This is a genomic window from Actinomadura darangshiensis (assembly GCF_004349235.1).
Classification (GTDB): domain Bacteria; phylum Actinomycetota; class Actinomycetes; order Streptosporangiales; family Streptosporangiaceae; genus Spirillospora; species Spirillospora darangshiensis.
Genome location: NZ_SMKY01000187.1, coordinates 1 through 17,955 on the forward strand (window position 1 = coordinate 1; position 17,955 = coordinate 17,955).

Genomic DNA, 17,955 nt, shown 5'->3' on the forward strand with positions numbered 1-17,955 from the left:
CCCCCCGGCCTGGAACTCCGAGCCCCCCACCGCCTGACCATCCGGGAGAGCACCGCCGGCCGCCCCTGAGTGTTGCTTTCATGCCTTTCTTGCGTCGTCCCAGGGGTCGGTGCATTCTGTTTTGCAGCGCTGCAATCTGATGTTACCGGTCACATTTGCTGCCCTGCGTGGAGCGATGGCTACGCCGTCCACGCAGTGGGCCGGCAGCGTCCGACGGAAGGAGAGTCCACGATGCTCAATCCCCTGGCATCGCGCGGTCGGCTGCTCTGGAGCGCCTTGACGGCCGCACTGGTGGCGGTGTCGGCCGCCGGCCTGGTCCCCCAGCACACCGATGCTCACGGGACCGGCCGGCAGCGGCGGCTCGTCAACGTGGCCGCCGGCGGGCCGGCCGGTGCATCGTCCACTCCGGTGAGGAGCCAGCCGGGCTCACTGGCGGCGTCGTATCCGAATCCCGGGTACGTCACGGGGTCGACCGGCGCGCACGACCCGGCCGCGGTCAGGGCGCCGGACGGGACGTACGTCGTCGTCACGACCGGCGACGACATACCGATCAAGACGTCCACCGACCGGACCGCGTGGCGGAGCGCCGGGGTCGTCTGGCCCGGCGGCGCACCCTGGACCACCCCGTACACGGGCGGCGGCCGCAGCCTGTGGGCGCCCGACATCTCCTACCACAACGGTCAGTTCTACCTGTACTACTCAGCGTCCACGTTCGGGTCCCAGCATTCCGCGATCTTCCTGGCCACCAGCCCCACCGGCGCCTCGGGGACCTGGACGAACCGGGGAATGGTCATCGAGAGCGGTTCGTCGGTGAACTACAACGCGATCGACCCGAACCTCGTCGTCAACGAATCGGGCCAGTGGTGGCTGACCTTCGGATCGTTCTGGTCCGGGATCAAGATGATCCGCCTGGACTCCGGCAGCGGCCTGCGTTCCGGCTCCGACACGGCCGTGCGGTCCATCGCGTCCCGCGGCGGCGGCCCGATCGAGGCGCCGTTCATCTACCGGCACGGCGGCTACTACTACCTGTTCGTGTCCTTCGACTACTGCTGCCGGGGCGCGGACAGCACGTACCGCATCATGGTCGGCCGGTCGACGTCGATCACCGGCCCCTACGCCGACCGCAACGGCGCGCCCATGAACTCCGGCGGCGGTACCGAGATACTCGCCGGCCACGGCTCGATCCACGGGCCCGGCCACGAGGCCGTCATCGGCGACGTCGACGGCGACGTCCTCTTCTACCATTACTACGCGGACAGCGGCGCCCCCTACCTCGGCATCAACCTCATCGGCTGGGACGGCGCCGCCTGGCCCTACGTCTACTGAGCGCCAGGCGCGACGGGCTGACCGTCGAACGGCACTCGCCGTGCGCGGCGGCCATTGCGGCTACGGTGCGGCCATGACGATCCTGCGGTCACTGATCCTGTTCGCCGTCGCGGCCGTCGCCGAGATCGGCGGCGCCTGGCTGGTATGGCAGGGCGTGCGCGAACACCGCGGCCACTGGTGGATCGGCGCGGGCGTCATCGCGCTGGGGGCCTACGGCTTCGCGGCGACACTCCAGCCCGATACGCACTTCGGCCGCATCCTCGCCGCCTACGGTGGCGTCTTCGTGGCCGGCTCCCTGGCCTGGGCCATGGCGTTCGACGGATTCCGCCCCGACCGATGGGACCTGACCGGCGCCCTCATCTGCCTGGCCGGCGTGGCCGTCATCATGTACGCCCCACGCTCCTGATCGCGCCCTGCATCGCCACTGCTCGTTCATTTCAGCGGGTCATGGCCCCAGTTCATGAGCGAGTGGCGCCATCTGGTGTCCTCCACGTCACCGGAGGGGCGCTGCGCGAGATGCCGATGGACGTAGCCGACCACCTTGTTCATGTGCGCGTAGTCCTGCTCGGTCAGGTCCGATTTCTGCGCCCGCAGCAACTCGACGATTCTGCGGCCGGACTCGTGGCCGGTGGACTCCCCGCCGCCGTCCTTCTGCCCCACCGACCGCGACTCGTCCGTCTCCAGCCAACGGTCCAGCTCCTTGGGCGTCATGTTCACGACCTTGCCGAACTCGGCCGCCACCTCGGCATCGTCGCCGCTCATTTGGAGCCCTTCCGCTTGCGCAGTGCCTCGCCCTTGTGAACGGCCTTCTTACCGCTCTTCTCGCTGCGCACGACGTACTGGGGCTCCTCGGGCGATGCCGCGACCGTCCGTCCCGCCTCCTCCCGGCGGTCGGTGACCTTCTCCTCCACGCGCCCTTCGGCCGTGGAACCGTGGCTGCTCCAGCTGACCTTGTCCCCCTTGCGGGGTTCATCCCTTTTACCCATGCGGCCGCCGTACCCGCCGACGGCCGCGAAACGCCTCGTCAACCGCCTTTTGGGACGCCCTTCACCCGGCCGGAGGCTAGGCCTGGATGACGCGGACGCCGGCCTCGGTGAAGGCGGCGACCTCGGCCTCGGGGACCGTCCCGTCCGTCACCAGGATGTCGATCGCGTCGGTGTCGCAGATCCGGGCGAACGCGCGGTGCCCGACCTTCGAGCCGTCCGCGACCACGACCACCTGGTCGGCGCGCTCGGCCATCAGCCGGTTCACGTCCGCCTCGCCCTCGTTGTGGCAGGTCGCGCCGTGCCGCGCGGCCACCCCGTTCACCCCGATGACCGCCACGTCCAGGGTCACGTGGTCGAAGATCCCGGTGGCGAGCGGCCCGGTCAGCTCGTAGGACTGCGGCCGCGGCACCCCGCCGGTCAGGACGATCTTCACATGCGGCCGGACGGCCAACTCGTTGCCGATGTTGAGCGCGTTGGTGACGATCGTGATCGCCGGCGTCGCCCCCTCGGCGTGCAGGTCGGCGCGGGTGGCGAGGACCCGCGCGACCTCCGACGTCGTGGTCCCCCCGTTCAGCCCGATGATCGACCCGGGCTTCGCCAGCTCGGCGGTCGCCGCCGCTATCCGCTGCTTCTCCGACGCGTGCCGCGCCGCCTTGTAGCGCAGCGGCAGGTCGTAGCTGACGCTCTGCGCGACGGCCCCGCCGCGGGTGCGGGTCAGCATCTGCTGCTGCGCGAGCTGGTCGAAGTCGCGGCGGATCGTCGCGGCCGACACCCCCATCCGCAGCGACGCCTCCTCGACGGTCAGCCGGCCTGCGTCGGCGAGCAGTTCGAGCAGCGCGTTCCAGCGCTCGTGCCGGGTCACACCGGCCCCCTTTCCAGCGCGCGGACGGGCATCCTCGGAGGTGGTCATCCGCGGAGTCTAGCCTGCGCGCCCCTGGCCTTACCTGCGCGTTCCCGCCATGGAACAATCAGCATCGATCATATGTGCGCAGCGAGGGGATCCCATGCCGAAACCGGCCGATGACCACATCACCTCCCTGGTCAACGCGCGGATCGTCCTGCCGGGCGGCGTCCGGGAGGGCGCCCTGCACATCACCGGCGGCACGATCGCGGCCGAGCCCGGCTCCGGCGCCGTGCTCGATCTCGGCGGCCGGTACGTCGTGCCCGGCTTCGTGGACATGCACGTCCACGGGGGTGCGGGCGCGTCCTACCAGCTCGGACGTCCGGACGAGGCGCGGCGGGCGGCGGACTTCCACCTCGCGCACGGAACGACGACCACGATGGCGAGCCTGGTCACCGGCGACCCGGACGAGCTGGCCGCCGCCGTCGCGGGCCTGGCGGACCTCGCCGCCGACGGCGTGCTCGCGGGCATCCACCTGGAGGGCCCCTACCTGGCCCGCGACCGCTGCGGCGCGCACGACCCGGCCCTGCTGCGCGCCCCCGACCCGGCCGAGTTCGACCGCCTCGTCCGGATCGGCCGCGGGCACGTCCGGATGATCACGCTCGCCCCCGAACTGCCCGGCGCGCTCGACCTCGTCCGGGCCGCGGCGGACGCGGGCGTGATCGCGGCCGTCGGCCACACCGACGGCACCGGCGAAACCGCCAGGGCCGCGTTCGACGCGGGCGCGCGCGTGGCGACGCACCTGTTCAACGCCATGCGGCCGCTGCACCACCGCGAGGGCGGCCCGATCGCCGCCGCCCTGAACGACCCCCGGGTCACCGTCGAGCTGATCAACGACGGCGTGCACGTCGAATCCGCCGTGGCCCGGCTCGCGTTCGCGGCCTCGCCCCGGGTCGCGCTGATCACCGACGCGATGGCCGCCGCCGGGATGGGCGACGGCGACTACCGGCTCGGCGTGATGGACGTCGAGGTCCGCGACGGCCGCGCCCTCCTCGCCGGCGGGACGTCCATCGCCGGCAGCACGATCACGATGGCGGACGCGTTCCGCCGCGCCGTCACGGATGTCGGCCTGCCGATCGAACGCGCCGCCGCGGCCGCGTCCCTCACCCCTGCGCGCGCGCTCGGCATCGACTCCCGCGTCGGCTCCCTGGAACCCGGCAAAGACGCCGATCTGGCCGTCCTGGACGACGATCTCCGCATCGCCTGGGTCATGCGAAAGGGCCGCCGCGTGTGACGGCGGTGGCCGAACGTCCCGCGTGCCCGATTTCTCAGCGACAATTGATGGCGTTCAGACGTCCGACAAGGGAATCATGGAACCGTGGAACGTTTGCGGGGATGGCCGGTCACGCTGACCGAAGGTCCTGTCGGGCTGCGCCCGCTACGGCATCGAGACGCCGCCGTCTGGCGTGAACTGCGAGTCCGCAACGCCGACTGGCTCCGCCCGTGGGAACCCACCAACCCCGAGACGCCGCTGTTCCGCAGCGGTCTCGGGCCGTACCTCAGCATGGTCCACACCATGCGGCGCGAGGCCCGCCAAGGCCTCGCCCTGCCCTGGGTCGTCACCCACGAGAACGACTTCGCCGGCCAGCTCACCATCGGCGCGGTCGTCTGGGGATCGGCCCGCTCCGCGCAGATCGGCTACTGGGTCGACAAGCGCGTCGCCGGCCGCGGCGTCATTCCCACCGCGGTGGCCCTCGCCGTCGACCACTGTTTCTTCACCGTCGGCCTGCACCGGCTGGAGGCGAATATCCGCCCGGAGAACACCGCGTCCCGCCGCGTCGTCGAAAAGCTCGGATTCCGCGAAGAGGGAATTCGGCGCCGCCATCTGCACATCGACGGTGCCTGGCGCGACCACATCTGCTACGCGCTCACCGTCGAGGACGTGCCCGGTGGCCTGCGCGCTCGCTGGCTCGCCGGCCGTAAACAGGCATTTCCCCGGCACACCTGACCCGCCGTAAGAATCCTGCGATCGAGAAGACTCGGCAAACGGAGAGTAACGGCGAGATCGATCTCGCGACACACCGCCCCTTATGCTCGTCAACCTCTGACACCCCCTCGTACCGTGCGGGGCGTGACCCTGCTCCCATTGCACGTTCGCGCGCCGAAAGTCGGCCCGCCTCTTAAGCGTGCCCTGGGACGGTGGGGCCAGTGAGCAGCGCCGTCCTTTACCTCGCCATCGTCATCGTCTGGGCCATCGTCCTCGTGCCCATGTGGCTGCGCCGCGACACCGAGGCGACCGGAATCTCCCGCCTCCTCCACAAGCGTCCCGAGGAGGCCGAGGCCGCCGAGGACGACGAAGAGGAGATTCCCGACGAGGTCCCCGAGCCCCGCCGCCCGGTGAGCCGCGCCACCGTCATCGCCCGGCGCCGCCGCCGCACCACGGGGCTCGCCGCCCTGCTCCTCACCACCATCGCCGTCGCCGCGTCCGGCCTCGCGCCCTGGTGGATCACCGCGCCGCCGGTCCTCCTGCTGGCCGGCCACCTCGCCCTGCTCCGCGTCGCCGTCGGCATGGACGCCGCCCACCGCCGCGCCGCCACCCAGGCCGCCCGCGCCGCGGCCCGCACCCGCGCCCTGGAGGCCCGCCGCGCCGCCGAAGCCACCGAACCCGCCGAGGTCATCGAACTCATCACCCCCGACGACGTCTTCGACCAGTACGCCGACGACCGCCGCGCCGTCGGCGAGTAACCGATGCGCGAGCACCCCCCGATGTTTGCTAACCTGGCGGAGTCCTTGGGGCTGTAGCGCAGTCCGGTAGCGCACCTCGTTCGCATCGAGGGGGTCAGGGGTTCAAATCCCCTCAGCTCCACCCAGGTCAAAGGCCGGTTCTCCGAAGAGAAACCGGCCTTTTTTGTGCCCGTACAGCAGCGAAGTACAGCTACGACCCCTCACGCGGCGAGTCGAGGCTCTTACCTAGGCGCTTGAGCGCTTTACGCGTCGCGTCCGATGACACCTCGCTGTAGACGTTCATCGTGACCGAGATCTGGCTGTGCCGGAGGATCTGCATCGCCACCCGAGGGTGAACGTCCATGGCCACCAGAAGCGAGGCGCACGTCTTGCGAGTGGCGTGGACGGGGATCAGCCGCACGCCCGCCTTACGGCAAGCCGTGGTGAAGCTCCGGTTGAAGTTCCGAGGCTCGATCGGCTGCCCGGTACGCGTGGTGAAGACCAGGCCGAGTTCCGTCCACTCCTCCCCCGCCGTGTCCCGCACCGCCGCTTGATTCTCATCGCGTTCGGCGAGCGCCGTGGCGCAGATGTCAGGCAACGGAAGGACCGCGTCGGACGACTCGGTCTTGGTCTCACGGTGCAGCAGCCGGCCCCGGATGCGCTGGATCTGCCAGCCGACCGTCAACTCGGCCTTGTCCAGGTCGACGTCTTCCCAGCGGAGCCCGAGCATCTCGCCGCGCCGCAGGCCCAGGACGAGGATCAGCACGAAGGCGGGATAGAGCGGGTCACGGCGCTGCCTCGCCGCCTCCAGGAACTTGCGCGCCTCATCGACGCTCCACGGCTTCACCTTGCGCCGTCGAGGCTTGGGGACGCGCAGGAGAGCGGCCACGTTGCGCGGGAGGATCTCCTCCCGGACGGCGTTGTTCAGGGCCGCGCGGAGGACCGTCCAGGCGTCCCGGACGGTGCGGTCGGAGGCGTACTGCTCGCAGCACTCGCCGAGGGCGCAGCATCGCCGCTCGTCCTTGCTCCGTCGCTCGTCCTTACCCTGCGCGCAGCACTGGCAACGGTCACGAAGCCCGTTGAGCCACGTCCGCACGTCCTGAACGCTCAGCTTGTCGAGCCGCTTCTTCCCCAGCACAGGGACGATGTAGAGCCGCACGAACATGTCATAGTTCGCCGCCGTCGCGGGAGCCAGGTTCGGGTCAACGACCTCGCGGAGCCAGTACGTCAGGTAGCCGGCGAGCGTCGGCGATTTCGTGGCCACTGGCCCCAGCTTGGCCGAACCGAGCAGCTTGACGTACTTGTCGTGGACGATGTCGCGCGTCTTGCCGTAGACGTACTTCCGCTTGCGCTCCCCGGTGGGAGTGGTCACCCAGGCATAAGCGGCATAGCCGTTCCGGTACGGGTAGATGGACCCTTCTCCATTGGCACGGCTACGCCGGGAGTTCTTGCGTCGCTTTCCGTCCTCGGGCTCATCGGGTGTGGCGAGTGCGGTTGTGGTCATCAGGCGGCTTCCTCCGTTAGCTGGTCGAGGTAATCGGCGAGGGCGTTGGCGGGGACGAGTCGGCGGCGGCCGATCTTGATCGTGCGGAGCTGGTTGGAGCGAATGAGGTTGTAGAGCGTCCAGCGGCTCACGCGGAGCCGTTCGGCGGCTTCGTCGACGGTCAGGACCAGGTCGGTCAACTCGTGCTCCCTTGTGGCGAGGTGGGCGAGGCGGACGGGTCGAGCGGCGGCAAGGGTTTGCCGGTGAGGGCGGCGGTGAGGAGTGCTTCGCCGGGGGTCATGCCTTGGCCGAGGTAGCGCCAGTGGGCGATGACGAGGACCTGGTCGTCGTCGAAGGGCAGGCGTCCGGTCGAGATCTCGGCGTGTTGCCGCTGGTTGTGCTCGATGCGGTCGGCGCGCAGGCGGCCGAGGGTGGTGGAGTAGTGGCGGGATTTGGTGGAGAAGTGGCCGCGGAAGCCGAGCATGTGAGCCCACTCGGTCAGCCGCAGCCGGGCGTACTCCTCGATCGCACCGAGGCGGAGGCATTCGGCGATGAGCCGTCGGGCGTGGCCGCTGACGGGCAGGTCGGCCGGGTCGTCGGTTGGGCGTATGCGGCGGTCGAGGGTGCCGACGCATTCGGCGGCTTTGGTGGCGTATTTGGCGATGTAGCCCGCCACCGCGTTATCGGTCAGTTCCCCCGTGGTGGTGATGGGCCGTACGTCGACCTGGGAACCCCACTCGTGCGTCAGGGCCGGGACGTCCCCGGCCGCCGGAGTGGACACCCGCACCGCCCCGGCCGCGTGGTCGACCGCGGCCTTGAGGAGTTCATGGGTCGCCCAGGCCGGAGGCGGAGCGTCGGGGCCGCCGGGTCCGTCGAGGCGGATGACGGCGTGGAAGTGGACCAGGCCGCGCCGCTGGTATTCGGCGACCTTGGCGAAAGAGACCGTGAGCACCTCGCGGAGGTCGGCGACGCGCAGGCCCGTCGACCGGGCGACATACCGCCGGAACGCCAGGGTGAAGCGGCGCCACAGTTCGGGGGCGTGCGCGTTCCACAGGACGGCGCCGGAGTAGTCGAAGCAGTCGGGGCAGATCGGTTGCCCGAGCCGAGGGTCCCCGTCGGAGTGCCGGACGGTGCAGGACACGGCCCGTCCGTGCGGGCAGTTGCCGCCGTTGCGGCGGGGGTGGCAGGAGACGACGCCGCCGCCGGCCCCGGTGCGGCGGGAGTGGACCGGCCCGAAGGAGGGCGCGGTGAGGGTGACGAACGCCGCCGGATGCGTGGTGACGGTGTCCGGGACGCCTTTGCCGCCGACCAGGCCCGCGCGGACGAGTTGGTAGGTGTCGGCGCGGTAGGTCTCAGCGCAGGACGGGCAGCGGGACGCGCGGCGGGTCTTGCACGCCACCCGCAGCATCCCGCCCGGCTCCCGCGCGGTCGAGTAGTGGTGCAGGACCTCGCCCGTCTGCGGGTCGAGGTGGGTGACGCGGCCGCGCAGGTGTACCGGTTGGGCGCACCCACCGGTGGAGTGCGCGCGGCGCGCCCAGGCCTGGAAGTCGGTCCGGTTGAACCGTTCGGCCATGTCGCGGGCGGCCAGGGCGGTGACGTGTGGAGCAGCGTGCGGCACGATGGGCGGGTCTCCCTATCCGTTCAGGCGGGTGGAGTGGGACCGAGGCCCCCGGCGCGGCGCTCTTGCTTGGCGGCTTGTGGGCCGCGCCGGGGGCGGACTCAGAACGCCGAGACCAGCCGCGACAGCCCATCGGCCAGCAGCGCGAGGCCGGTGAAGATGGCGCGGACGGCACGGGCGGCGTTCTCGGGGTGGTTGAGGGCGAACAGGCCCAGGACGATCCAGAAGCAGCCGAAGGCGCAGCGGCGCAGGAACATCGACGCGTCCTCTCAGCAGGTGTGGCCGTGGCCGTTGCAGTCGGGGCAGGTGGACCCGTCGGAGGCGACCCCGCCCCCGCCGCAGGTCCCGCACACCCAGCCGACGACAAGAGAGACGAGGGCGGGCAGCGGTCGCGGGTGACCGTTGAAGGCACGCATCAGGCGACCCGCCCCGCGTCCTGGTCGTCGTCCTGGTCGTGGTCGAGGGTGATGTTGTCCCGGTAGCTGTCGCGGGCGCGGTACTCCTCGTGGCGCTGCTGGGGGATGTGGACGATGCGGTAGGAGACGCGGCCGAAGGTGCGGGTCGCCAAGTAGTGCCCGCCGCGGTGGGTGTCGTCGGTGACGTCGACGCCCAGCAGCGCCGCCGTGGCGTCGACCAGCGCGACCGCTGAAGGGTCGTCACCGGTGCGGACGCTGACGGTGAGGTGATGGCCGTACTCTTCGACCGGCACGTCCGGGTTGGCCTCCAGAAAGACGGCCAGGGCGCGCAGGCCGATGATGATCTGGGAGCGGGAGAACAGGTCACCGGGCACGGGCGGAGCCGTCTGGCCGGTCAGGTCGTTGTAGGCGGTCATTGCGGTTTCCTCCATGGGTCAGGCGACGGGCGCGGTTTCGGTGCGGAGCTGGCGGAGCAGATCGGAGGCGAGTTGGTTGGACACGCCGAGGCGGGCGCGGAGCGCGTCCCGGGTGATGGGCCGCCCGTGCTCGGTTTCGTGTTGGGTGGCGACGCGGCGGGCGAAGTCGACCAGCGGCCCCACCGGAGCCGACGAGGCGGACGGGGCGGATGGTGTCGAGGTGGAGTGCTCGGCAGGGACGGGGATGAAGGTCTGTCCGTCCTGCTCGTCCTCGCCCCGGCCGGTCTCGGTCGGGACGGCGGCGCCGACGGTGGGGCGTTCGTCCTCCCACACCACCCACGGGGACGAAGTCGAGGACGGGACAGACGGCGCCCCGGACGAGGACGGAGACGAGGCCGAGGAGGGGGCGGGACGGCCGAAGGAGGTGGGGACCGGTGAGGGACGGGCCGCCGTGCGGGTGCCGGCCTTTCGGCGTTCCAGCATCGACACGGCGACCAGGAACGCGCCCGCCGGAGTGCCCGCGGTGATCCAGCCCCACACCGTTGGGTCGGCCTGGGCCAGGTTCGCGGCCAGGGACAGCAGGACACCGCCCACGAGGACGACGGTCGGCCACGACAGGCGCCCCGTTTCCCGCTCGGTGCGCTTGTCGCGCTGCCGCTCCCCCGCCGCCATCACGCATGTCAGGTCGATGCAGACCGCGATAGCCCAGGCCATCCACCCGCGTTGACCGTGCTCGGTGGCGGTGTCGCGGATGTGGGTGAACGACCCGGCCGCCGCGATGCCCGCCAGGACCACGACCGGCCCGGAGTCGGTCACCGCGCCGAAGATCCGCCGGGTCATGCGGCCCGCCGGTTGGTGACGAGGGCGAGCAGCACGGCCATTTCGGGGTCGCAGTGGTGGGTGTCGGCCCAGTCGTCGACCTCACCGGCCAAGGACGAGGCGAACGAGTCGGCGCACTGCTGGCATCGGGCGATGTGCAGGGAGCGGAATTCGTCCCACTCGACGCCGACCGGCCACACGTCCCAGGACGACACCGCCGACGGCCGGGACGAGGACGGAGCGGGCGAAGGAGCCGGGACCGCGACGAACCGGGGTCGGGGACGAAGGACACGGATGCGAGCAACCATCGGAAAGCCTCCAGGGCCGGTTTCGGGCAAGGGACGGGTAGGGACGTGGCGTGATCAGGGCTCACGCCGAGCCGTAGAAGGAGGAGAGGGAGAGGCGGCTATGCGGCCGGGTCGATGACCGGGACCGAGCCCACGAGGGTCTCCCAGTCCGGGGTCAGGTGCGCGTAATCGCGGGCCGCTTGTTCGGCCTCACGCTCGGGGACGAACACCGACCGGGCGCGGTGCCAGGAGCCGTCCTGTCCGGCGACGATGCACACACCGGGTGTCTCGGCGGCGATGGCGCGGGCGGCGTCCAGGGCGGCGGGGTCGAGGTCGCCGAGGGTCATGTTGGCGGTTTCGGGGTCGTTGACCCGGTGGCACACCCGCCCGGACAGTTGGGCGCGCAGGGCGGTGACGCCGGGGCCGAGGTCGGAGCCGATGCGCTGCCCGCACACGATCAAGTGGACCGCGAAGGCCCGGCCGAGCTGCGCCACGCGCAGCAGCGCGGTAGCGGTCTTGGACACCTCCTCTTTCTCGGATCTGTCGGCCATCAGGAACAGTTCGGCGACCTCGTCCACCAGCACCACGACCGGCACCGGCCGCAGCATCTCGGGGAGCGTCCAGACGTTGCGGGCCCCGTGCGCACGGCAGGTGGCCATCCGGTTCTCGACCTCGCCGACCAGATCGGCCAGCAGATCGACCGACTCTTTGCGGGTGGTGGCCAGCGCCGACAGACGCGGCGCATACGGGGTGAACTCGACACCGCCCTTGAGGTCGAAGCCCACCAGGGCGACCGGTTGCGGGGCCAGGCCCTTGATGAGGGCGTTGGCCAGGTTGGACTTGCCGGACTGGGTGGCCCCGGCGTTGAGCCAGTGCGGGACCGTGCGGAAGTCGATCACCCAGTCCCGGCCGTTCTCCAGCTTCCCGGGACGCACGGTGAGCAGTTCGCCGGTTTCGGGTTCGGTGATCACGTCCACTAGCGGGTCACGCATGGTGGCCCACAGGGTGACGTAGCCGGGCCGGACGTCGACCACCCGCACCGAGTGGACACGCCAGGCGTGCGCGATCCCTTCCGCCGCCTTCTCGTAGTCGGCCGGGACCTGGCCGTCGTGCAGGCGCAGCCGCATCCGCCACCCGAGCCGGGTCGGTCGCAGGATGCCGAGGCGGGGAGCGCGCTCGACGTCGACCCGCCGCACCCGCCGCTTGTGCTCGACCACCGTGGCCGCCGACCGGGACGCCGGCCCCACCACCGGGATGGCGTCCAGGGTGAGGCGGAACCGGCGCCGGTTCCGGGTGAGCTTGCAGCCCGAGGCGACGTGATGCCACGTCAGGTACACCACCACCGCACGGGCAGGGAAGGCGACGCCGTACCAGAACGACACCGGGTGGTACCGGCGCCAGGCCCAGAGCCCGGCCGCCGCAGCGGCCAGGACCCCGAGCACCACAAGCAGGTCAGTCATGACCTGGCCGCCGATCAGGCCACGCCCGCCGAAGCGGACGCGTCCGACGACCCAGCAGCCGAGACGGGGGCGATGCGGTCGGCGCGGTAGGCCACGCCCCACCGCTTCTCACCGCCGAGCACCGCCTCCCACGGGAACGCCGTCAACCCGACCGGTGTGACGACCTCGCCGATCGTCACCGACTGGTCGCCGACCACCGCGACATTGAGCAGGTCCACCCGCCCCATCGGGTCGGCCGCCGACAGGCCCACCGTGAACACCGTCTGGCCGTTGCGGTCCACCTTGACCTCCCCCGTGTCCTGATTGACCAGCTTGGGACGCGGCGGCGACACGCACACGAACGTCAGCGCCGATACGTCCACCGGGATGTTGCGCATGAAGAACCTCCGAGGTTCGTTGGGCTACTTGGCCAATATAGTCTACTTGGCAGTCTAAGTTGTCAAGGCCACCCTGGTTTCCTTGGCCCGTCGGCTGTGCTGAACTTGAGTGAGGCCCCTGACGGAAGGCGGACCATGGTCAAGAGGACCGGACGGCCCGGATATCTCCAGATAGCCGATGACCTGCGGAAACAGATCACCGGCGGGCAACTGGAGCCCGGCCAGTCCCTGCCGTCCACCGCCCAGCTATGCGCGGAGTACGAGGTGTCCGCCGGCGTGGTGAAGGCCGCCATCAGCGTGTTGCGGACCGAGGGCGCCGTTATCGGCCAGCAGGGCAAGGGCGTGTTCGTCCGCGACCAGTCCGACACCGACGCCCGCCCGACGTCCCAGGCCGGCCCCGCGGCTGACGGGGACGACGTGACGATGAAGCAGCTCACGGAAGTACTGGCCGCCGTCCGTGACCTTGGGGAGCGCGTGGCCCGGATCGAGCGGAGCGTGTTTCCAGAGCCTCCGCCAGCTGATCGACCCGGCAAGTGAGGTCGTCCAACTCGGCAAGGATCTGGGTCAAGAGGTCCCGAGGTGTCTGGGCCTCTCCGCCGTCCGCCGCCATCGGCAACCGCCTCCTGTCGTGACTTGGCTCACCCTTGTTCGGCACACCGATATTTCAGTTCAGGAGGCGCGCAAAGCCCATCATTAATGCGTCATCGGGTTCTTACACATCCGTTTATACGTCCGCTTTCACGTCCCCCAGCAGTCAGCGGCAACATGTGCATATGTGCCGATATCTGCCGTATGGAAAGGCCGGATTTGAGCACGACCAAAGAGCGAACCGGTTGGCAGCCCCGCATACTCCGCGAGCGTCGAGAGATTCACGGCTTGAGCCTTGAAGCCGCAGGCGACAAGTTGCGCCAGGTCGCCCAGCGGGGAGGACTCACGGTCGCGGCGAACTTCCAAACGCTGTGGGGGCACGAGAGCGGCAGCGTGTATCCAGGCCCGCACTACCGTCGCGCCTACTGCCTTCTGTACGAGGCCACCGAGCCCGAGCTGGGCTTTCGTCTCGCGCTCCCCGCCGAGGAGACCGGAGACCTCACCCTCCCGCTGCCCAGCCCGCTCAGCCCCGCAGCCACCGAGGACGCCGCCAACACCATCACCAGCGGACTGGACCGAGTCTCTGACCAGACCCAGAGCCAGGACCCGACCGCCGGCGACGCCCTCAAAGCCCGCGTAGTCAGCGCATGGCGCGGCCGAGCGATGAGCGGCAGTATCGCAACAACCACGCTCGTCCTGGTCGGCGGATACGCCGGATCAGGAAAAACCGAATTCGCCCGCTTCCTCGGCGACGTATCAGGCTGGGCATTCCTCGACAAGGACTCGCTAACTCGGCGCCTCACCGAACGCCTATTGGTCTCCCTGGACGGCGACCCTCACGACCGCCACACCGACCTCTACCTGAAAGAGGTCAGGCCACTTGAATACAAGTGCCTCATGGACACCGCCAACGACAACATCGACTGCGGCATATCCACCATCCTCGCCGCCCCGTTCATCGCCGAGTTGAAGGACGAAGCCTGGTTGAGCCGCCTCACCAACCGCTGCAAGGCCAAGGGCGTGGACGTCGCCGTGATCTGGGTCCGGTGCGACGTCGACTCCATGCGCGAGTACATCGAGTTCCGGGACGCCCCGCGCGACACGTGGAAGCTCGCCAACTGGGACGAGTACGCCAGCACGCTCGACACCGCGAGCAGCCCGCCCGGCGTTCACCTCACCGTCGACAACCGCCTAGGTGCCGCGATCAGCACCGCCGACCAGACCCGGGAAGCGTTGCGTAGGGTCCTGTCATGACTCGTCCCGGTGTGATCCTCTACGGCCCACCGACCAGCGGCAAGGACACCGTCACAGCAGAACTCACCCGCCAGGACGACCGGTATGCACTCCTGCCCAAGCTCAAAGTCGGCACCGGCCGCAGCGCCGGATACCGCTACGTCACGGCCACCGAGCTGGAGAAGCTGCGCGACACCGGCCGCTTGGTCGTCGAGACCCACCGCTACGGCAACGTCTACGCCGTCGACCGCGACGACATCGCCGCCCTGGTCGAGGCCGACAAGGTCCCGATCGTCCACATGGGCAACGTCGCCGACCTGCGGCGCCTCCGCGACGCCGTCCCACTCGACTGGACGGCCGCCCTCCTGTGGATCACCCGAGAACTGTGCGCCGACCGTTCCAAGCACCGCGGCGACGTCGACACCCCCAAGCGCCTCCAAGCATGGGACGAAACGCGCAACGATCTCCAAGCCGCAACCACACCGGTCTTCAATCTCGTCGTCCACACCGACCGGGCAGACCCCGCCGAGACGGCCCGCCGCATCCTCGCAGCCGTCGAAACCAGCCCCCGCCAGCTGGTGACACCCGACCTCGAACAGCGGTGACCGCGCGGCAGGGGATCACGTCCCCACGGCTCCCCTGCCGCACGGCGATCAAGGCCACGGCCACCCGCCAGAGTGCGTGATAGCCGCGGCCACCTCACGGACCGACACCGCCTCAACCAGCGTGCGGCCAACTCGTCCAGGCCCGCCCGGCATCCATCAGGCCCCGTCCGTTCCCCAGGATGAGCGGGCCATCGCTATCCACCGTTCCAGCGCCGTCGTCACCTGCGTTACCGCCAAGTCCATATCGGCGCAGGGCGCCAGCAGCTCCCCGGTACTGGACCGGTACCACCACCCGCCATCCCCGCCGGCAACGGTGACGCTGTCGCCCAGACATGGCATATCGGGAAAGAACACGCGCAGCATGGGACAGGTCTCGGCGTACCGCCGGTCGACCGTCCAACCTCGCCGCCTCAGCGCCCGCGCCAACCGGTTGAGTTGCCGCCGCGCGATGAACGGCCGAGGCAGCGCGACCAGTGCATCCGGGGGGACAAGCACCCGCCGCGCCGCCTCAGCCTCTTCCGAAGCCGCCGCATCCTGCGCGACGGCCCCGTCCGGTGATGGCGGCAGACCCCAAGCCACCATCACCACACCCTCTTGATGACCGGACGCCCCGCCCGCTGCCGCTCCTGATTGAGCGCCTCACGCAGCGCCACCGAGTCCGAACGGATCACCGTCGGGTCGACACCGGCCGCCGGGTCGTGCAACGTCGCCACCCAGTCACCAGGACCGCCGTCCCAGCGCCGAGACCGCCAGATCCGGTGACCGGTGAACTCTTCCCGGAGCCGACGCAGCGCCGGGTCATCCGTCTGCGGACGCGTTTCCATCGCGAGCTTCCTCATGGGGGTTGGTCGTCGAGCCGAACCGGCCCGCGCGGCATCGTCAACCGCCCAACCAGGCTCGCGCCGCCCCGCGATTTACAAAGGAGCCTGACAGGGGGCCAGCAGGGGGCCACACTTGGTGACGGGAGGTAGCCCGCCCATGACGACCGAGGCAAGACGAGCATTCGGCGCATACCTGGCGCGCCTACGAGGCAGCAGAAGCCAACGCGCGTTAGCCGCCCAACTCTGCGATCTCTCCGGATCTGACACGATCACCCGACACGAGGTGTCCCGCTGGGAACGCGGCCTACGCATCCCCGACGACTGGCTTCCCTACCTCGCCCGCGCCCACAACGTCGCGCTGCCCGTCCTGGAACGCATGGCCGCCCAGGCCCACGGCCACACCCCCGACCAGGACGGCACCCCGTTCGACCTCTCCGCCTTCTTCCCAGGAGCCGACGCCCTCAAGACGCGCCTGGCCAACGCCTGGCACGGCCGAGCCGTCGCCAACGCCGGCGGCAACCCCGTCCTGGTCCTGGTCGGCGGCTACGCCGGATCAGGCAAAACCGAGTTCGCCCGCTTCCTGTCCGACCTCTCAGGCTGGGCGTTCCTGGACAAGGACGCCCTCACCCGCCGCATGACCGAACGCCTACTGATCTCACTCGGAGCCGACCAGCACGACCGCCAAACCGACCTCTACCGCGCCGAAGTCCGCCCGCACGAGTACCGATGCCTACTCAACGCCGCCTACGGCAACATCGACTGCGGCGTATCCATCATCCTCGCCGCCCCGTTCATCACCGAGCTGAACAACCCGAGCTGGCTCCCACGCCTCACCCACCGCTGCAAGGCGAAGGGCGTAGACGTCACGTCCATCTGGGTCCACAGCGACCTAGACACCATGCACGAGTACATCGAGCAACGCGACGCCCCACGCGACGGCTGGAAGCTGGCCAACTGGGACGAGTACACCGCCGGGCTCAACCCCGACGACCCACCCGACGCCGCACACCTCACCATCGACAACCGCCTAGGCGCCGCCGTAAGCCTCGCCGACCAAACCCGCCGAGCCCTAACCAGACTCATGACATAGCCGCAGGTCAGCAGCATTCAGGCCGCCCCGGATGAGGACTTTCTCTACGTCTTCAAGGGCGCCGCTACGCGCCGCCAGCGGCCGCCCGCCCCGGCGCGCCGGGCATGCGGCCTGTCCCGTCCGGTCCCGCCGCGCCGCGTCGCCCGGCCGCCCAGGAACAGCGAGAGGCGCATAGGAGACGAGAGGCTGTGCCACCACGCCCCTGACGGCACGAGGTCAGACAGCGAGGTCGACGTCAGCTAATGAGCTGGTAGATGATGACAGCGGCCAAGACGGCGACGGCCACACAGATGACGACGATGTTCTGGCGCCTGCTGCGCTTCGGACGGCCCCCTCGTTCCTGCAACTCTTGGACGACGGCACGCGCGCCCTCTTCGGTTCGGGTACGGACCCACTGACCGTTGCCGCCACCGGACATCGCCATGTTCATCACCCCTTCAACCAGATTATAAAGGATCAAGTTTCATAGGCGGCGGTACTCCCCTGACCAGCAGAAGGTCGGCCAGTCCGCGCTTTGGCGGTTGAGCGTGCCCGAAGCGGGGGTCTCGCGACCCCCAGCCCCCCGCGAGCCGGGGCACTCATTCGCGCGAAACGGTCTGTCACACATTTCCCACCGTTCGCGCGAACGAGAACCCCGGAGCGTCGTGCATCTGTGCGGGAGGATGCTCGGTCAGGGCTGCCGAACTCCAGGAGGCTGCTGAGGCGGCGTGTAGCGGGGCAAGTGCGGGGTGCCGGTGATTCGCATCGAGGGGGCTCACGCGTCTTTGCTAACGCGTGTGCTAACGGCGGTTCTGGATGGGGCTGGACGAGGGTGGAACCCAGGGGCGTCCTAGGGGGTCGCCGAGCAGGTCAGCGGACGCGTCTG

General features: G+C 69.9%; 24 protein-coding genes and 1 tRNA gene. 10 read left to right on the top strand and 15 right to left on the bottom strand.

The annotated features are described in order from the left end of the window. Positions 1-231 precede the first annotated feature (231 nt). Positions 232-1,326 carry an arabinan endo-1,5-alpha-L-arabinosidase gene (locus E1293_RS31190; protein ID WP_132201069.1) on the top strand — a complete coding sequence of 365 codons (1,095 nt, stop codon included), beginning with the start codon at positions 232-234 and terminating at the stop codon, positions 1,324-1,326. 73 nt (positions 1,327-1,399) lie between these two features. Continuing rightward, entirely contained in the window at positions 1,400-1,732 is a 333-nt protein-coding gene (locus E1293_RS31195; protein ID WP_132201070.1) for a YnfA family protein, read from the top strand. Between the two features lie 26 nt (positions 1,733-1,758). Here E1293_RS31195 and E1293_RS31200 read toward each other — a convergent pair whose 3' ends face one another. The 3 genes from E1293_RS31200 to E1293_RS31210 form a co-directional block, all read right to left on the bottom strand. Continuing rightward, positions 1,759-2,088 (bottom strand): DUF3140 domain-containing protein, encoded by a 330-nt coding sequence (locus E1293_RS31200; protein ID WP_132201071.1) that lies wholly within the window; start codon positions 2,086-2,088, stop codon positions 1,759-1,761. Further along, positions 2,085-2,312: a hypervirulence associated TUDOR domain-containing protein gene (locus tag E1293_RS31205; RefSeq protein WP_132201072.1), complete on the bottom strand. Its 228-nt coding sequence runs from the start codon at positions 2,310-2,312 to the stop codon at positions 2,085-2,087. The genes E1293_RS31200 and E1293_RS31205 overlap by 4 nt, the downstream gene beginning before the upstream one ends. A 76-nt stretch (positions 2,313-2,388) precedes the next feature. Beyond that, positions 2,389-3,222 carry a DeoR/GlpR family DNA-binding transcription regulator gene (locus E1293_RS31210; protein ID WP_243716825.1) on the bottom strand — a complete coding sequence of 278 codons (834 nt, stop codon included), beginning with the start codon at positions 3,220-3,222 and terminating at the stop codon, positions 2,389-2,391. Positions 3,223-3,316: 94 nt separating this feature from the next. Here E1293_RS31210 and nagA point away from each other — a divergent pair, with 94 nt between their 5' ends. From nagA to E1293_RS31230, 4 genes are all read left to right on the top strand, one after another. Further along, the gene (gene nagA, locus E1293_RS31215; protein ID WP_132201073.1) at positions 3,317-4,447 is read left to right on the top strand and encodes an N-acetylglucosamine-6-phosphate deacetylase; all 1,131 of its coding nucleotides are present in this window, start codon (positions 3,317-3,319) and stop codon (positions 4,445-4,447) included. An 84-nt stretch (positions 4,448-4,531) separates the two neighbouring features. Continuing rightward, positions 4,532-5,161, top strand: coding sequence for a GNAT family N-acetyltransferase (locus E1293_RS31220; protein ID WP_132201074.1), 630 nt, complete (start codon positions 4,532-4,534; stop codon positions 5,159-5,161). A gap of 200 nt (positions 5,162-5,361) precedes the next feature. After that, positions 5,362-5,898 carry a divisome protein SepX/GlpR gene (gene sepX / locus E1293_RS31225; RefSeq protein WP_132201075.1) on the top strand — a complete coding sequence of 179 codons (537 nt, stop codon included), beginning with the start codon at positions 5,362-5,364 and terminating at the stop codon, positions 5,896-5,898. Positions 5,899-5,945: 47 nt separating this feature from the next. Next, positions 5,946-6,019 (top strand) — tRNA-Ala (locus E1293_RS31230). Between the two features lie 69 nt (positions 6,020-6,088). Here E1293_RS31230 and E1293_RS31235 read toward each other — a convergent pair. From E1293_RS31235 to E1293_RS31275, 9 genes are all read right to left on the bottom strand, one after another. Beyond that, positions 6,089-7,381, bottom strand: a complete 1,293-nt coding sequence (locus E1293_RS31235; protein WP_132201076.1) for a tyrosine-type recombinase/integrase — start codon at positions 7,379-7,381, stop codon at positions 6,089-6,091. Next, a complete protein-coding gene (locus tag E1293_RS31240; protein ID WP_132201077.1) occupies positions 7,381-7,560 on the bottom strand; it encodes a helix-turn-helix domain-containing protein in 180 nt (59 codons plus the stop codon). The genes E1293_RS31235 and E1293_RS31240 overlap by 1 nt, the downstream gene beginning before the upstream one ends. Beyond that, entirely contained in the window at positions 7,557-8,978 is a 1,422-nt protein-coding gene (locus E1293_RS31245) for a replication initiator (RefSeq protein ID WP_243716827.1), read from the bottom strand. The genes E1293_RS31240 and E1293_RS31245 overlap by 4 nt, the downstream gene beginning before the upstream one ends. 101 nt (positions 8,979-9,079) lie before the next feature. Continuing rightward, complete coding sequence (locus tag E1293_RS31250; RefSeq protein WP_132201078.1) at positions 9,080-9,235, bottom strand: DUF308 domain-containing protein; 156 nt, start codon at positions 9,233-9,235, stop codon at positions 9,080-9,082. 158 nt (positions 9,236-9,393) lie between these two features. After that, positions 9,394-9,810: a hypothetical protein gene (locus tag E1293_RS31255; RefSeq protein WP_132201079.1), complete on the bottom strand. Its 417-nt coding sequence runs from the start codon at positions 9,808-9,810 to the stop codon at positions 9,394-9,396. An 18-nt stretch (positions 9,811-9,828) separates the two neighbouring features. After that, positions 9,829-10,650 carry a DUF2637 domain-containing protein gene (locus E1293_RS31260; protein WP_132201080.1) on the bottom strand — a complete coding sequence of 274 codons (822 nt, stop codon included), beginning with the start codon at positions 10,648-10,650 and terminating at the stop codon, positions 9,829-9,831. After that, the gene (locus tag E1293_RS31265) at positions 10,647-10,937 is read right to left on the bottom strand and encodes a hypothetical protein (RefSeq protein ID WP_132201081.1); all 291 of its coding nucleotides are present in this window, start codon (positions 10,935-10,937) and stop codon (positions 10,647-10,649) included. The genes E1293_RS31260 and E1293_RS31265 overlap by 4 nt, the downstream gene beginning before the upstream one ends. A 98-nt stretch (positions 10,938-11,035) precedes the next feature. Next, the gene (locus E1293_RS31270; protein WP_132201082.1) at positions 11,036-12,376 is read right to left on the bottom strand and encodes an FtsK/SpoIIIE domain-containing protein; all 1,341 of its coding nucleotides are present in this window, start codon (positions 12,374-12,376) and stop codon (positions 11,036-11,038) included. A 14-nt stretch (positions 12,377-12,390) separates the two neighbouring features. Then, positions 12,391-12,753 carry an SCO3933 family regulatory protein gene (locus E1293_RS31275; RefSeq protein WP_132201083.1) on the bottom strand — a complete coding sequence of 121 codons (363 nt, stop codon included), beginning with the start codon at positions 12,751-12,753 and terminating at the stop codon, positions 12,391-12,393. Positions 12,754-12,888: 135 nt separating this feature from the next. Here E1293_RS31275 and E1293_RS31280 point away from each other — a divergent pair, with 135 nt between their 5' ends. The 3 genes from E1293_RS31280 (at position 12,889) to E1293_RS31290 (ending at position 15,179) form a co-directional block, all read left to right on the top strand. Continuing rightward, on the top strand, positions 12,889-13,290 hold the full coding sequence (locus tag E1293_RS31280; RefSeq protein WP_132201084.1) for a winged helix-turn-helix domain-containing protein: 402 nt from the start codon (positions 12,889-12,891) through the stop codon (positions 13,288-13,290). Between the two features lie 339 nt (positions 13,291-13,629). Then, positions 13,630-14,595, top strand: a complete 966-nt coding sequence (locus tag E1293_RS31285) for a P-loop nucleotide/nucleoside kinase family protein (protein WP_243716829.1) — start codon at positions 13,630-13,632, stop codon at positions 14,593-14,595. Continuing rightward, a complete protein-coding gene (locus E1293_RS31290) occupies positions 14,592-15,179 on the top strand; it encodes a guanylate kinase (RefSeq protein ID WP_132201086.1) in 588 nt (195 codons plus the stop codon). The genes E1293_RS31285 and E1293_RS31290 overlap by 4 nt, the downstream gene beginning before the upstream one ends. Positions 15,180-15,335: 156 nt before the next feature. Here the strand turns inward: E1293_RS31290 and E1293_RS31295 are convergent, their stop codons facing one another. Next, entirely contained in the window at positions 15,336-15,767 is a 432-nt protein-coding gene (locus E1293_RS31295; protein WP_132201087.1) for a hypothetical protein, read from the bottom strand. Then, entirely contained in the window at positions 15,761-16,003 is a 243-nt protein-coding gene (locus E1293_RS31300) for a hypothetical protein (RefSeq protein ID WP_132201088.1), read from the bottom strand. The genes E1293_RS31295 and E1293_RS31300 overlap by 7 nt, the downstream gene beginning before the upstream one ends. Positions 16,004-16,283: 280 nt before the next feature. On the opposite strand from E1293_RS31300, the gene E1293_RS31305 reads away from it, so the two are divergent. Then, on the top strand, positions 16,284-17,090 hold the full coding sequence (locus tag E1293_RS31305) for a P-loop nucleotide/nucleoside kinase family protein (RefSeq protein ID WP_243716831.1): 807 nt from the start codon (positions 16,284-16,286) through the stop codon (positions 17,088-17,090). A gap of 235 nt (positions 17,091-17,325) precedes the next feature. Here E1293_RS31305 and E1293_RS31310 read toward each other — a convergent pair whose 3' ends face one another. Next, positions 17,326-17,520, bottom strand: coding sequence for a hypothetical protein (locus E1293_RS31310; RefSeq protein WP_132201090.1), 195 nt, complete (start codon positions 17,518-17,520; stop codon positions 17,326-17,328). Between the last annotated feature and the right edge of the window lie 435 nt (positions 17,521-17,955).

Bases quoted from the DNA above. Each gene is read 5' to 3' on its own strand.
- E1293_RS31190 (WP_132201069.1), top strand. From the start codon at position 232: ATGCTCAATCCCCTGGCATCGCGCGGTCGGCTGCTCTGGAGCGCCTTG.
- E1293_RS31195 (WP_132201070.1), top strand. From the start codon at position 1,400: ATGACGATCCTGCGGTCACTGATCCTGTTCGCCGTCGCGGCCGTCGCC.
- E1293_RS31200 (WP_132201071.1), bottom strand. From the start codon at position 2,088: ATGAGCGGCGACGATGCCGAGGTGGCGGCCGAGTTCGGCAAGGTCGTG.
- E1293_RS31205 (WP_132201072.1), bottom strand. From the start codon at position 2,312: ATGGGTAAAAGGGATGAACCCCGCAAGGGGGACAAGGTCAGCTGGAGC.
- E1293_RS31210 (WP_243716825.1), bottom strand. From the start codon at position 3,222: ATGACCACCTCCGAGGATGCCCGTCCGCGCGCTGGAAAGGGGGCCGGT.
- nagA (WP_132201073.1), top strand. From the start codon at position 3,317: ATGCCGAAACCGGCCGATGACCACATCACCTCCCTGGTCAACGCGCGG.
- E1293_RS31235 (WP_132201076.1), bottom strand. From the start codon at position 7,381: ATGACCACAACCGCACTCGCCACACCCGATGAGCCCGAGGACGGAAAG.
- E1293_RS31250 (WP_132201078.1), bottom strand. From the start codon at position 9,235: ATGTTCCTGCGCCGCTGCGCCTTCGGCTGCTTCTGGATCGTCCTGGGC.
- E1293_RS31255 (WP_132201079.1), bottom strand. From the start codon at position 9,810: ATGACCGCCTACAACGACCTGACCGGCCAGACGGCTCCGCCCGTGCCC.
- E1293_RS31260 (WP_132201080.1), bottom strand. From the start codon at position 10,650: ATGACCCGGCGGATCTTCGGCGCGGTGACCGACTCCGGGCCGGTCGTG.
- E1293_RS31265 (WP_132201081.1), bottom strand. From the start codon at position 10,937: ATGGTTGCTCGCATCCGTGTCCTTCGTCCCCGACCCCGGTTCGTCGCG.
- E1293_RS31270 (WP_132201082.1), bottom strand. From the start codon at position 12,376: ATGACTGACCTGCTTGTGGTGCTCGGGGTCCTGGCCGCTGCGGCGGCC.
- E1293_RS31275 (WP_132201083.1), bottom strand. From the start codon at position 12,753: ATGCGCAACATCCCGGTGGACGTATCGGCGCTGACGTTCGTGTGCGTG.
- E1293_RS31280 (WP_132201084.1), top strand. From the start codon at position 12,889: ATGGTCAAGAGGACCGGACGGCCCGGATATCTCCAGATAGCCGATGAC.
- E1293_RS31290 (WP_132201086.1), top strand. From the start codon at position 14,592: ATGACTCGTCCCGGTGTGATCCTCTACGGCCCACCGACCAGCGGCAAG.
- E1293_RS31300 (WP_132201088.1), bottom strand. From the start codon at position 16,003: ATGGAAACGCGTCCGCAGACGGATGACCCGGCGCTGCGTCGGCTCCGG.
- E1293_RS31310 (WP_132201090.1), bottom strand. From the start codon at position 17,520: ATGAACATGGCGATGTCCGGTGGCGGCAACGGTCAGTGGGTCCGTACC.